General features: G+C 73.7%; 12 protein-coding genes. 9 read left to right on the top strand and 3 right to left on the bottom strand.

Annotated elements, in window-relative coordinates:
* The first annotated feature begins 278 nt into the window (after window positions 1-278).
* Complete coding sequence (locus ACFYY7_RS28195; RefSeq protein ID WP_388665639.1) at window positions 279-998, top strand: tetratricopeptide repeat protein; 720 nt, start codon at window positions 279-281, stop codon at window positions 996-998.
* Window positions 999-1054: 56 nt separating this feature from the next.
* Here the strand turns inward: ACFYY7_RS28195 and ACFYY7_RS28190 are convergent, their stop codons facing one another.
* Window positions 1055-2332, bottom strand: a complete 1278-nt coding sequence (locus ACFYY7_RS28190) for a DUF1015 family protein (protein WP_388665609.1) — start codon at window positions 2330-2332, stop codon at window positions 1055-1057.
* A 72-nt stretch (window positions 2333-2404) separates the two neighbouring features.
* On the opposite strand from ACFYY7_RS28190, the gene ACFYY7_RS28185 reads away from it, so the two are divergent.
* Complete coding sequence (locus ACFYY7_RS28185; RefSeq protein ID WP_388665608.1) at window positions 2405-3433, top strand: HAD hydrolase-like protein; 1029 nt, start codon at window positions 2405-2407, stop codon at window positions 3431-3433.
* A gap of 111 nt (window positions 3434-3544) precedes the next feature.
* Entirely contained in the window at window positions 3545-4399 is an 855-nt protein-coding gene (locus ACFYY7_RS28180; protein WP_388665606.1) for an ABC transporter ATP-binding protein, read from the top strand.
* Between the two features lie 57 nt (window positions 4400-4456).
* Here the strand turns inward: ACFYY7_RS28180 and ACFYY7_RS28175 are convergent, their stop codons facing one another.
* On the bottom strand, window positions 4457-4804 hold the full coding sequence (locus ACFYY7_RS28175) for an SCP2 sterol-binding domain-containing protein (protein ID WP_388665604.1): 348 nt from the start codon (window positions 4802-4804) through the stop codon (window positions 4457-4459).
* Between the two features lie 43 nt (window positions 4805-4847).
* Here ACFYY7_RS28175 and ACFYY7_RS28170 point away from each other — a divergent pair, with 43 nt between their 5' ends.
* The 6 genes from ACFYY7_RS28170 (at window position 4848) to ACFYY7_RS28145 (ending at window position 10839) form a co-directional block, all read left to right on the top strand.
* Window positions 4848-5165 carry a hypothetical protein gene (locus ACFYY7_RS28170; RefSeq protein ID WP_388665602.1) on the top strand — a complete coding sequence of 106 codons (318 nt, stop codon included), beginning with the start codon at window positions 4848-4850 and terminating at the stop codon, window positions 5163-5165.
* A 7-nt stretch (window positions 5166-5172) separates the two neighbouring features.
* Window positions 5173-5988: a TlyA family RNA methyltransferase gene (locus ACFYY7_RS28165; RefSeq protein WP_388665600.1), complete on the top strand. Its 816-nt coding sequence runs from the start codon at window positions 5173-5175 to the stop codon at window positions 5986-5988.
* Window positions 5985-6890: an NAD kinase gene (locus ACFYY7_RS28160; protein ID WP_072484231.1), complete on the top strand. Its 906-nt coding sequence runs from the start codon at window positions 5985-5987 to the stop codon at window positions 6888-6890. The genes ACFYY7_RS28165 and ACFYY7_RS28160 overlap by 4 nt, the downstream gene beginning before the upstream one ends.
* Before the next feature lie 108 nt (window positions 6891-6998).
* Entirely contained in the window at window positions 6999-8744 is a 1746-nt protein-coding gene (recN, locus tag ACFYY7_RS28155; protein ID WP_388665598.1) for a DNA repair protein RecN, read from the top strand.
* A gap of 48 nt (window positions 8745-8792) precedes the next feature.
* Window positions 8793-9557 carry a hypothetical protein gene (locus ACFYY7_RS28150; protein ID WP_388665596.1) on the top strand — a complete coding sequence of 255 codons (765 nt, stop codon included), beginning with the start codon at window positions 8793-8795 and terminating at the stop codon, window positions 9555-9557.
* Window positions 9558-9744: 187 nt separating this feature from the next.
* A complete protein-coding gene (locus tag ACFYY7_RS28145) occupies window positions 9745-10839 on the top strand; it encodes a glycosyltransferase family 4 protein (protein ID WP_388665594.1) in 1095 nt (364 codons plus the stop codon).
* Window positions 10840-10857: 18 nt separating this feature from the next.
* Here ACFYY7_RS28145 and ACFYY7_RS28140 read toward each other — a convergent pair whose 3' ends face one another.
* Window positions 10858-12483: a PucR family transcriptional regulator gene (locus tag ACFYY7_RS28140; protein ID WP_383714573.1), complete on the bottom strand. Its 1626-nt coding sequence runs from the start codon at window positions 12481-12483 to the stop codon at window positions 10858-10860.
* Between the last annotated feature and the right edge of the window lie 170 nt (window positions 12484-12653).

Raw genomic sequence — 12653 nt, 5'->3', positions numbered from 1 at the left:
ATGACCGGCCGCGCGGCCCCCGCCGCGACGACGACAGCCGCGGTGGCGGCTTCCGCCGCGACGACAACCGCGGTGGCGGCTTCCGGCGCGACGACAACCGTGGTGGGGGATACCGCGGGCAGCGGGACGACCGTGGGGGCCGGGGTGGCTACCGCGGGCGCGACGACCGTGGCGGGTACGAGCGGCGGGACGACCGGGACCGTGAGCCGATCAAGCGGCTTCCGATTCCCGAGGACGTCACCGGTGACGAGATCGACAAGGACGTGCGGCAGGAGTTGATGAGCCTGCCGAAGACCCTGGCCGAGGATGTCTCGCGCAACCTGGTCATGGTGGCCCGGCTGATCGACGAGGACCCGGAGCAGGCGTACGCGTATTCGCGGATCGCGCTTCGGCTGGCCTCGCGGGTGGCCGCGGTGCGTGAGGCGGCCGGGTTCGCCGCGTACGCCACACAGAAGTACTCGGAGGCGCTGGCGGAGTTCCGGGCTGCCAAGCGGATGACCGGGTCCGTGGAGCTGTGGCCCGTCATGGCCGACTGCGAGCGTGGACTCGGGCGGCCCGAGCGGGCGATGGCCATGGCCGGCGAGCCCGAGGTGCAGAAGCTCGACAAGGCCGGACAGGTCGAGATGCGGCTGGTCGCCGCCGGGGCGCGCCGGGACATGGGGCAGCTCGACGCGGCCATCGTCACGCTGCAGAGCTCCGAGCTCGCGTCGAACGCCGTGCACCCGTGGACGGCTCGGCTGCGCTACGCGTACGCCGACGCGCTGCTGGCGGCCGGGCGCGAGGACGAGGCGCGCGAGTGGTTCGGGAAGGCGCTGGAGGCCGACAAGGACGGCTCCACCGATGCGTCCGACCGGCTCGCCGAGATGGACGGCGTCGAGTTCGTCGATGCGCTCGACGAGGATGAGGACGAGGGCGAGGACGAGGCCGACGCGGCTTCCGAGTCGGAGGCTGCCACTGCGAAGGGCAGCGAGGACGAGGACCGTACGTCCGAGGCGTAAGGCATGAGAGAGGGCGGCACCCCGGGAGGGGTGCCGCCCTTTTTGTTGCTGTCGGGTCAGCCCAGGTCGAGGCTGCGCAGGACCAGGCCGGTGGCCGGCTTGGGGCCGAAGGAGGTCGACTTGCGGGGCATGGTGACGCCCTGTCGGGCGAGGTCCCGGACTACTTCCTCGCGTACCGGATGCATCAGGACCGCCGTCCCGTCGTGACGCTCGGCCTGCTCGACGGCGGCCGCGGTGTCGTGGATGTACGCGATGTGTTCCGGGGCGTCGGGGATCTGCCAGACGTGGTCGAGCAGGGCCGAGTGCAGGACCGTCGCGTCGAGGGTCTGCCAGGCGGCCGGGCGGCCGGTGGGAATCGTGCGGGACAGCAGGCCGGGGTCGGGGCGGTCGATGAGGTGGAAGCCGCCGTCGCCGGCGAGCAGGAAAGCGTTGCCTTCGGCGGCCGCCTCGGCGAGTGCGTCCAGGGCCCGGGGGAGCGGTTCGTCCAGGTCGCGGACGCGGAAGAGGTCGTCCAGCGCGGCGAGTGCGTCGGCGACCGGGAGGCGGTGCAGCAGCCGGTGTATGGCGCGGACCCGGAGCGGGTAGCGGGCCGTGTCGACGAGCAGGACCAGGCCGAAGTCCCAGGGGCCCGGTGCGGTGTGCTCCTGCTGGAGGCGGAGATAGGTGGCCCAGCGGTGGTGGCCGTCGGCGATCAGGGCCTGGTGGCGGGCCAGGTCGGTCTCGATCTCGGCGCGGTCGACCGGGTCGGTGACCGCCCAGAGCCGGTGGCGATAGCCGTCCTCGGTGGTGGTGGCGAGGAGCGGCGGGCGGTCAGTGGTCCGCTCGATGACGGCGGTCGCTCCGGGGCCGTCGTTGTCGCTGCGGTAGGTGAGCAGCAGCGGTTCGAGGTGGGCGGCTGTGGTGCGCATCAGGTCGGCCCGGTCCTCGACGACATGGGCCATCACGTCCTCGTGCGGCAGGACGATGCCGTCGGCGGGGGCGGACAGCGCCAGCGCCCCGACGACGCCGCGTTGCAGGATCTCGGCGTTGCGCTGCTCGTAGACGTACAGCGCGGGCTCGCTGTCCGGCGCGAGGACGCCCTCGGCCAGCCAGCGTTTGAGGGTCTGCGCCGCCTGCTGGTGACGGGCCGCGGCCGTGTCCGCCTGCGGCAGTATCAGCCGGACGATGTTGTGCGGATCCGCAGACTCCAGGTGATGCAGACCGTCGGGGCGCACGACGACGTCGTACGGCGGTGAGGTCACCGCGGCGAGACTGCCGACCCGCTCGGGGACGTACCGCAGTCCACGGAACGGAATCAGACGCAGTCCCTGGACGGCCGGACCTGATGTGTTCATTTCTGCATCGTATGTGGGCGGACGGCATGCGCGATGATCTGAACAGAAAGCATGGGACGAGGAGCGCAAAGAATGAGTCAGGCGAGCAGGACCGGGCCCAGCGGCAGCAGCACCGCGTTGAACGAGGCGTACGACACGGCGCTGCTGGATCTCGACGGGGTGGTGTACGCGGGCGGTCACGCGATCGTCCACGCCGTCGACTCGCTGGGGGCGGCACGGGACGGCGGGATGCACCTGGCGTACGTGACCAACAACGCCCTGCGGACGCCGGCCGCGGTGGCCGCGCACCTGACCGAACTCGGTGTACCCGCGGAGCCCGCCGATGTGATCACCTCGGCGCAGGCGGTGGCCCGGCTGATGGCCGATCAGCTGCCCGCCGGGGCGCGGGTGCTCGTGGTGGGCGGTGAGGGGCTTCGGGTCGCGCTCCGGGAGCGCGGTCTGGTGCCGGTGGAGTCGGCGGACGACGAGCCGGTCGCGGTGGCACAGGGGTACGGCGGCCCCGACATGGCCTGGGGGCGGTTCGCCGAGGCCGCGTACGCGATCGCGCGCGGGGTGCCGTGGTTCGCGTCCAACACGGATCTGACGATCCCGAGTGCCCGGGGGATCGCACCGGGTAACGGCGCGGCGGTGGAGGTCGTACGGATCGCCACCGGGGCCGAGCCGCAGGTCGCCGGGAAACCGCTGCCGCCGATGCACCGGGAGACGGTGCTGCGGACCGGGGCCGAGCGACCGCTGGTCGTAGGCGACCGGCTGGACACGGACATTGAGGGGGCGTTCAACGGCGGGGTGGACTCCCTGCTGGTGCTCACCGGGGTGACGGACGCGGCGCAGCTGGTCGCCGCCCCGCCGGAGCACCGGCCGACATATGTGGACGCGGATCTGCGGGGGCTGCTGACCGGGCAGCCCGAGGTGGCGGAGAGCGGCGAGGGCTTCGTGTGCGGGCAGTGGACGGCGTCGGTGCGCGGGGACGAACTGGTGCTGGCGGGGGAGGGGGACGTGCTCGACGGGCTGCGGGCGCTCTGCGGGGCGGCCTGGTCGTACGCCGGGGGCGGTCCGTGCGGACTGGACGCGGGCAAGGCGGTCGCCAGGCTGGGGCTGTAGCGGGGAAGTGCCCGGCCACATCGACGCAGGGGAGGGTAGGCTAACCTAACTTCTCTCTGCTCGGTGTGTCGTCGTCCGCACCCGATCACCTGCGACTCCGGGAGTACGACCATGCAGCGCCTCACCGCGGACTCGGTGACCCTCGGCTACGACCGGCGGGTCATCACGGAGAACCTCTCGGTCGAGATTCCCGACAACTCGTTCACGGTGATCGTCGGCCCCAACGCCTGTGGCAAGTCGACCCTGTTGCGCGCGCTCTCGCGGATGCTGAAGCCGGACAGCGGCCGGGTGCTCCTGGACGGGCAGGCGATCCACGGGATGCCGGCGAAGAAGGTCGCCAGGACGCTGGGGCTGCTGCCGCAGTCCTCCATCGCGCCGGACGGCATCACCGTCGCCGACCTCGTCGGGCGTGGCCGGTATCCGCACCAGGGACTGCTGCGCCAGTGGTCGCCGGACGACGAACGCATTGTCGAGGAATCGATGGCGGCGACCGGGGTCGATGCGCTCGCCGATCGCTATGTCGACGAATTGTCCGGCGGGCAGCGGCAGCGTGTCTGGATCGCGATGGCGCTCGCGCAGCAGACGCCGCTGCTGCTGCTCGACGAGCCGACGACTTACCTCGACATCCAGCACCAGATCGATGTCCTCGACCTCTGTGCGGAGCTGCACGAGGCGCAGGGGCGCACCCTGGTGGCCGTCCTGCACGACCTGAATCACGCCGCGCGGTACGCCACCCACCTCATCGCGATGCGGGACGGCGAGGTGATCGCGGCGGGGGCACCGGGCGAGGTCGTCACCGCTGAACTGGTGGAGCGGGTCTTCGGGCTGCGCTGCCAGGTCATCGACGACCCGGAGACCGGGACCCCGCTGGTGGTACCGGCCGCGCGCAAGCCGCGCGGCGACGCGGCCGGTGTGCGGCGCGAGACGACGGCCGGGGAGCCCGCCGGGGCGTCGGCCGCGGGCTGACGGGCAGGGCCGGAACGGCCCGTCCGGTCCGGCCGGTCGAAGGGAAGCCCCGCCCGGCTACAGGAGCGATCTCAGTCTCAGCAGGTCGCGGAAGCCGGCCTCCAGGCGGACCCGGCCCGACCCCCACGCCTTGGCGAAGTTCAGCTCGCCGTCCACCATGGCCACCAGGTCGTCGCCGGTCATGGCGAGCCGGATCTCGGCCTTCTCGCGGGGCCCGCCGTCGAGTGTGTCCAGGACATGGATCCGGCCATCGGCCAGCCGGCCGGTGAAGGTGATGTCGAGGTCCTTGATGTGGCAGCTCAGCGAGCGGTCGAGGGCGGCCGCGCCGCGCACGTCGCCGTCGGCCCCCGCGAGGTTGTCGGAAAGTCTGTCGAGTGCGCTGCGGCACTCCGCCATGGTCGCCATCGTGACCGACGGTACCGCAGCCCTTCGCGGTAGCGTTTCCCGCATGAGCGACTCGATGCCGGAACCGGGGACGGAAGCCGGAACACCGCCCGGGAACGAGGCGGAGGATCCGGCCGCCGGGGCCCCGCTCGACCCCGCCGCGCCCGCGCCCCTCGGCGTCGTGCGCACCCCCACCGGCGACGCCGCGGTCGACGCGGAGCTGGCGCGTCTCGCCGATGCGGACCACCTCCCGGCGGACGGACACATCGAGGTGTACGAGGATGTACACGGTGGGCTGCGCGAAACGCTGACCGCGCTGGACGCAGGGCCCGCACCCGCACCGGTACCCGCACCGATGCCCTCGTACGACAACAGGAGCTGAACCGAACGTGGCAGGAGTGGCACGTCGCCGCCTCGACGCCGAGCTGGTACGCCGTAAGCTCGCCCGCTCGCGCGAGCATGCGAGTCAGCTGATCGCCGCAGGGCGGGTGACCGTCGGCGGGAACACCGCGACCAAACCCGCCACCCAGGTCGAGACCAGCGCCGCCGTCGTCGTGATCAAGGACGACAGCGACCCCGAGTACGTCTCGCGCGGCGGGCACAAGCTCGCGGGCGCCCTCGCAGCCTTCGTCCCCCTCGGACTGAAGGTCGAGGGGCGGCGGGCGCTGGACGCCGGGGCGTCCACCGGTGGCTTCACCGACGTGCTGCTGAGGGCCGGCGCCGGCCATGTCGTCGCCGTCGACGTCGGCTACGGGCAGCTCGCCTGGTTGCTCCAGTCCGACGAACGCGTCACCGTCAAGGACCGCACCAACGTACGGGAACTGACGCTGGAGGCGATCGACGGCCTGCCGGTGGACCTGGTGGTCGGCGATCTGTCGTTCATCCCGCTGGGCCTCGTCCTGCCCGCCCTGGCGCGCTGCGCCGCCCCCGACGCGGACCTGGTCCTCATGGTCAAGCCGCAGTTCGAGGTCGGCAAGGAACGGCTGGGCAGCGGCGGCGTGGTGCGCAGCCCCGAGCTGCGGGCCGAAGCGGTACGGGAAGTGGCACGCCGGGCCTGGGCGCTGGGGCTCGGGGTGCGGGGGGTGACGGCGAGCCCGCTGCCGGGGCCCTCGGGAAACGTCGAGTACTTTCTCTGGCTGCGGGCAGGAGCACCTGAACTGGATCCCGCAGATGTCGACCGTGCAGTGGCGGAGGGGCCTCGTTGACGACGAATGCGGCACGAACTGTCTTTCTTCTGGCACACACCGGCCGCCCGGCCGCGATCCGCAGTGCCGAACTGGTCGTACAGGGGCTGCTGCGCAGCGGCCTGGGCGTACGGGTACTGGCCACCGAAGCGGCCGATCTGCCGCTGCCGCCCTCCGTCGAGACGGTCACGGACACCACGCCCAAGGCCGTGGACGGCTGTGAACTGCTGATCGTGCTGGGCGGGGACGGGACGCTGCTGCGCGGCGCGGAGTTCTCCCGTGCGTCCGGGGTGCCGATGCTCGGCGTCAACCTCGGCCGGGTCGGCTTCCTCGCCGAGGCCGAGCGGGACGACCTGGACAAGGTCGTCGACCGGGTCGTCACCCGCGCCTACCAGGTCGAGGAACGCATGACCCTCGACGTCCTGGTGCACAGCAACGGCGACATCGTCCACACCGACTGGGCGCTGAACGAAGCGGCCGTGCAGAAGGTGTCGCCCGAGCGGATGCTGGAGGTCGTCCTGGAGATCGACGGCCGCCCCGTGACCGGGTTCGGCTGCGACGGCATCGTCTGCGCGACCCCGACCGGATCGACCGCCTACGCCTTCTCGGCGGGCGGTCCCGTCGTCTGGCCCGAGGTCGAGGCACTGCTGATGGTGCCGATCAGCGCCCACGCGCTGTTCGCCAAGCCGCTGGTGACCTCCCCGACCTCCGTGCTCGCCGTCGAGGTCCAGCAGCACACCCCGCACGGAGTGCTGTGGTGCGACGGCCGCAGGACCGTCGAACTGCCCGCGGGCGCACGGGTCGAGGTGCGGCGCGGCGCGGTGCCCGTACGGCTGGCGCGGCTGCACCACGCCTCGTTCACCGACCGGCTGGTCGCGAAGTTCGCCCTGCCGGTCTCGGGGTGGCGGGGCGCACCGCACTGACCGTCGGACATTCCCCCGGAGGTGTGGCGAATGGACCGTGAGCACACGGGAGAGTGAGGTCCGGGAGGCGGGGTCCGTCGCACATCGGCGCCCGGACCTCGTAAGGTCGTGTCCGTGTTGGAGGAGATGCGGATACGGTCGCTCGGAGTCATCGACGACGCGGTGGTGGAGCTGTCACCCGGTTTCACCGCGGTGACGGGTGAGACCGGCGCGGGCAAGACCATGGTCGTCACCAGCCTCGGGCTGCTGCTCGGCGGGCGCGCCGACCCCGCCCTGGTACGGATCGGGGCCAAGGCCGCCGTCGTCGAGGGGCGGATCACGGTGTCCGACGGCGACACCGTCGCCCTGAGGGCCGAGGAGGCCGGGGCCGAGATCGAGGACGGCGCGCTGCTGATCAGCCGTACCGTCTCCGCCGAGGGGCGTTCCCGGGCGCATCTGGGCGGCCGGTCGGTGCCGGTCGGGGTGCTCGCCGAACTCGCCGACGAACTCGTCGCCGTGCACGGCCAGACCGACCAGCAGGGGCTGCTCAAGCCCGCCCGGCAGCGGCAGGCGCTCGACCGGTACGCGGGCGACGGGGTCGCCGGGCCGCACGCGAAGTACGCGGCGGCGTACCGGCGGCTGCGGGCCGTCGTCACGGAGCTCGACGAGCTGACCACGCGGGCCCGGGAACGCGCCCAGGAAGCCGATCTGCTGCGCTTCGGGCTGGGCGAGATCGCCGCGGTCGAACCGCTGGCCGGCGAGGACGTGGACCTCGCCTCCGAGGCCGAACGGCTCGGCCATGCCGAAGCGCTCTCCTCCGCCGCGGCTCTCGCGCACACCGCGCTCGCGGGCAATCCGGAGGACCCGGAGGGCGTCGACGCCACGACCGTGGTCGCCGCCGCCGGACGGTCCCTGGACGCCGTGCGCGCCCACGATCCGGCGCTGGCGGCGCTTGCCGACCGGATCGGCGAGATCTCGATCCTGCTCTCCGACGTGGCGGGCGAACTGGCCGGGTACGCCGATCAGTTGGACGCCGATCCGCTGCGGCTCGCCGCCGTGGAGGAGCGCCGCGCCGCGCTCACCGCGCTCACCCGGAAGTACGGCGAGGACATCGGCGCCGTGCTCGCCTGGGCCCAGGAGGGCGCCGCCCGGCTCACCGAGTTGGAGGGCGACGACGACCGGATCGGCGAGCTGACCGCCGAACGCGACGCGCTGCGGGACGAACTCTCCGGCCTCGGCCAGGCGTTGACCGACGCGCGCAACCGGGCCGCCGCGCTCTTCGCCGAGGCGGTGACCGCGGAGCTGGCCTCGCTGGCCATGCCGCACGCCCGGGTCTCCTTCGACATCCGGCAGACCGAGGCGGCCGACGAGTCGTCCGGCATCGAGATCGACGGGCGGAGCGTGGTCTACGGGCCGTCCGGCGCCGACGAGGTCGAGCTGCTGCTGGCCCCGCACCCCGGTGCCCAGCCCCGGCCGATCGCCAAGGGGGCCTCGGGCGGTGAGCTGTCCCGGGTGATGCTCGCCGTGGAGGTGGTCTTCGCGGGCGCCGACCCCGTACCCACGTACCTCTTCGACGAGGTCGACGCGGGCGTCGGCGGCAAGGCCGCGGTCGAGGTGGGGCGGCGGCTCGCCAAGCTCGCCAGGTCCGCCCAGGTCGTCGTCGTCACGCACCTGCCGCAGGTGGCGGCCTTCGCGGACCGGCAGCTGCTGGTCGAGAAGACCGTCGACGGGTCGGTGACCAGCAGTGGGGTCACGGTCCTGGAGGGCGAGGACCGGGTACGGGAGCTGTCCCGGATGCTCGCGGGCCAGGAGGACTCCCAGACGGCACGGGCCCACGCGGAGGAGCTGCTGGCCGCGGCGCGGGCCGACGGGTAGGGGTGGGCCCGGAGCTGTCCCCGGGCGCCGCTGCGTAGGGTGGCGCGCATGGGAGCAGCGTTCAGCAGGGCCGCGAAGTCCGGTGCAGTCGCCGTCGTCGTCGCGGGGGGTGTGTACCGGGCGCTGCGGGCCCGGCCGCGCCCGCTCCTGCAGCGCACCAACTACGCGGGCCGCACCGCGGATCTGTACGCGGGTCCGGCCGCCGCCCTCGGCACCGCGGCCGGAGCGGCAGTCCTCCCGCTGCCGGCCCGTACCCGGTGCGCCGCCGTGCTCGCCGTGCTGGCGGCCGGTGGCTGCGGTGCGTACGACGACCTCGTCGGGGCGGACGATCCGCGCCGCGGGTTCCGCGCCCACCTGGGTGCGTTGCGGAAAGGCGAGGTGACCTCCGGCGCGGTGAAGCTCTTCGGGATCGGTGCCGCCGGGCTCGCGGCCGGTGCGCTGCTCAAGGAGCGGCCCGTCGACCGGGTGCTCGCCGGGGTCGTGATCGCCGGAACCGCCCATCTCGTCAACCTGGTCGACGTGCGGCCCGCGGCGGCCGCCGCCACCGTGCTCGCCCTCGGGGCCCCCGGCCTGCCGCAGGGCGGGCTCGCCGCCGCGCCGATGGGCGCCGTGGCCGCGCTCGTCGCCGACGACCTGGGGGAGCGGACCATGCTGGGGGACACCGGGGTCCATGCCCTGGGGGCCGCCCTCGGGGTCGCGATCGTCGCGGGCCGCGGCCGGGCCGGACTCGCCGCGCATGCCGCGGGGCTGGTCGTGGCAGCGGCGTACGGGGACCGGATCAGCCGACTCGTCCGGGTGGCGGCGGATCGCTGACGGAGGAAGCCGCGGGAGTGGGTGAGTCAACCGTGCGCCAGTTTCTCACCCGTGCGAGTGGTAGGCCGAGTCCGGTTGTTGCGATGCGGGCCGCAACGACGGCCCGAACGTGCAGGAACGCGCGTACGGACTGGCATCCTTGGCGGTGCCAGCACAGCCCTTCGGGAGCCCCGGGAGCCAATTCAACGTGTCACAGCTGCGTACGGTCCAAGTCCTGGGCGGCGGCAGCGCGGGCAGCAGTGCCCACGTCAGCTCGCTGGCCGCGGGACTCGTGGCGAGGGGTGTGCACGTCACCGTCTGCGCCCCGGCCGAACTGGACCACGCCTACGACTACTCCGGCACGGGCGCCGGTTTCGCCCCCGTGCCCCGGCGCAGTGACCCCGCCTCCGTGGCCGCCCTGCGCGCCGCCTGCCTGACGGCGGACGTCGTCCACGCGCACGGGCCGCACGCCGCCGTGCGCGCCGCTCTCGCGCTCGGTGGCCGGCGCGTCCCGCTGGTCGTCACCTGGCATGCCCGCGCCCACGTCGAAGGGGCCCGCAGCCGGCTGGTCCGGCTGATGGAGCGAAGGGCCGCCCGAGCGGCGGCAGTTGTGCTCGGCACGACTTCCGACCTGGTCGACCGGGCCCGCCGCCGGGGCGCGCGCGACGCGCGGCTCGCCCCCGTCTCCGCCCCCGTCCCCCGGCTGCCCGGCACCGCCCACGCGGGCAAGGCGCGGGCCGAACTCGGGGCGGTGGAACGGCCCTTGATCATCGCCTGCGGAAGTCTCGTACCGCATCACGGGTACGGTGCGCTGCTCGACGCCGCACGGCTGTGGCGCGAGCTCGACCCCGCGCCGCTCCTGGTCATCGTGGGCGAGGGGCGCGAACGGTCCGCCCTCCAGCGCCGGATCAGGAACGAGGAGCTGCCCGTCCGGCTCATCGGCAGCCGGGACGACCGGATCGAACTGCTCGCCGCGGCGGATCTGGCGGTGCTGTGCAGCAGTTGGGAGGCGCGTTCGGTGTCGGCGCAGGAGGCGCTGCGGCTCGGCGTCCCGCTGGTCGCCACCGCGGTCGGCGGCGTACCCGAACTCGTGGGGGACGCGGCGGAACTCGTGCCGTACGGGAACACGGAGGCGCTCGCGCGGGTGGTGGCCCGGCTGCTCGGGGATCCCCGGCGGCGCGCCGAGATGGTGGCCGACGGGCTTGCCCAGGCGGCGAGTTGGCCGACCGAGGACGACACGATCGCCCAGGTGCTCAGCGTGTACGACGAGTTGACCCAGCCACTGGCGGCACGGGCGCGGTGAGCCGGCCGTCCGGCCCGGCTACGCGGTGTGGCGGCGGGCCCGGAGAGCCAGGCTCAGCGCCAGTACCGCCTGCGGGTCGTCCAGGTCGGTGCCGAGCAGCTCGCCGATGCGGGCCAGCCGGTTGTACAGCGTCTGACGGTTCAGATGCAGCTCGCGTGCGGTCTCCGCCTTGCGGCCGGCGTGGGCCAGATACGTCTCCAGCGTCGGCAGCAGCGCCGGGCGCGAGGTGCGGTCGTGATCGCGCAGCGGGCCGATCGCCCGGTCCACGAAGGCCGCCAGATCCGGGTGGTCCCGCAACCGCCACAGCAGCAGGTCGATGTCGAGGCGCCGGGCGTCGTACCAGGGCCGGTCGCTGAGGCCGTGCGCGGCCGTCGCCGTCTCGGCGGCGTGCCGCAGCCCCGCGCCGGCCGTCGCCCAGCCGCCCGCCACACCGACCACCACGACCGGCGGGTGCGAACCGGCCCGCTCCAGCCCGGCCCGCTCCACACCGGCCCGCAGCGCCGCCGCGACCCGGTCCGCGACCGCCGTGCGCTCCGTCTCGGACCGCAGCCCCAGCAGCACCGGAACCCGGCCCTCCACGGGCCGTACGCCCAGCAGCACCGGTACCCCCACCGACGACAGCTCCTCCAGCACCGCCCGCGCCAGCAACGCCCAGTTCCCGGACACCGACAGCTCGGGGGCCAGCCGCATCACCACCGGCAGCAGCGGCATCTCGGCCGGTTTGAAGCCCAGTACGCGGGCCTGCGCGGGCGCGTCCTCCGGCGTGATCCGGCCCTCGGCGAGGTCGGTCAGGAAGTCGCCCCGGCCGCGGGCCGCGAGCTCCTCCTCCTGGCGGGCCTGCATCAGCACGACGGCGAGGATGCCCGCCGCCCGCTCCGCCGCCATCCGGTGCACGGTCACCAGCGGCCCGGACACGGCGAGCAGCACCAGCCTGGCCCGTACCGAACCGGCGCCCGGACCGCCGCCCGGCACATCCACCAGCACCGAACCGGTGGGCGGAGTCTCGCGCGCCGCCCGGCCGCCGCGCATCCCGTCCCACACCTGGAGCGGGTCGGCGCAGACCGGGCCGGATCCGGGGCCCGCCGCGTACAGCAACTGGCCGTCCGCCGTCTCCAGGAAGACCGGATTGGCCGCGAAGTCCGCCAGGATGCCGAGCACCTGGGGCACCCCGCCGCCGCCCAGGAGCGCCTTCGTGCACCGGCGGTGCACGTCCTCGGCCTGCCGCAGCAACGCGTAGTGACCGTTGACGATCTCGGTGTGGATCTCCTCGGTCACCGTAACGAACGGCACCTCGCGGTGCAGCTGCACCAGCGGCAGACCGGCGGCGCGGGCAGCGTCCACTATCGACGCGGGCAGTCTGCTGAAGCGCGGCCCGAGCTCCACCACCAGGGCGGCGATGCCCCGGTCGGCGAGCCTGCGGACGAAGGCGCGCTGCTCGGCCGGGCGGGTGCCGAGCCCGAGACCGGTGGTGAGCAGCAGCTCACCGCCCTTGAGCAGCGAAGCGATGTTGGGGACCTCGCCCGCGTGCACCCAGCGCACCGTACGGTTCAGCCGGTCCGCGCCGGCCACCACCTCCGGGAGCCCGCCGCGCAGCCCCGGCAGTTCGAGTGCTCGCTGCACGGTGATTCCGCCTTGCGTCTCCACTGGCTCTGGCCTCGCGTTTCCCCTCGGGTCGGACGGCGGTCGCCCTCATCAGGAAGGTACCGGCCCGGAGCGCCCGAGGCGTCGTCGGGGGAGCCGCGGGAGAGCTGTTGACACGGGACGAGCGCCGCTGCGATCTTGTGGACGCCGCGCGGTCCGGGCCGATCGGGCCC

The organism is Streptomyces sp. NPDC001933 (assembly GCF_042890955.1).
Lineage (GTDB): Bacteria > Actinomycetota > Actinomycetes > Streptomycetales > Streptomycetaceae > Streptomyces.
The sequence above is the reverse complement of the archived record's forward strand: the minus strand, read 5'-3'. Positions and strand labels throughout refer to the sequence as shown.

Bases quoted from the DNA above. Each gene is read 5' to 3' on its own strand.
- ACFYY7_RS28180 (WP_388665606.1), top strand. From the start codon at position 3,545: ATGCAGCGCCTCACCGCGGACTCGGTGACCCTCGGCTACGACCGGCGG.
- ACFYY7_RS28195 (WP_388665639.1), top strand. From the start codon at position 279: ATGAGCCTGCCGAAGACCCTGGCCGAGGATGTCTCGCGCAACCTGGTC.
- ACFYY7_RS28175 (WP_388665604.1), bottom strand. From the start codon at position 4,804: ATGGCGACCATGGCGGAGTGCCGCAGCGCACTCGACAGACTTTCCGAC.
- ACFYY7_RS28150 (WP_388665596.1), top strand. From the start codon at position 8,793: ATGGGAGCAGCGTTCAGCAGGGCCGCGAAGTCCGGTGCAGTCGCCGTC.
- ACFYY7_RS28185 (WP_388665608.1), top strand. From the start codon at position 2,405: ATGAGTCAGGCGAGCAGGACCGGGCCCAGCGGCAGCAGCACCGCGTTG.
- ACFYY7_RS28190 (WP_388665609.1), bottom strand. From the start codon at position 2,332: ATGAACACATCAGGTCCGGCCGTCCAGGGACTGCGTCTGATTCCGTTC.
- ACFYY7_RS28170 (WP_388665602.1), top strand. From the start codon at position 4,848: ATGAGCGACTCGATGCCGGAACCGGGGACGGAAGCCGGAACACCGCCC.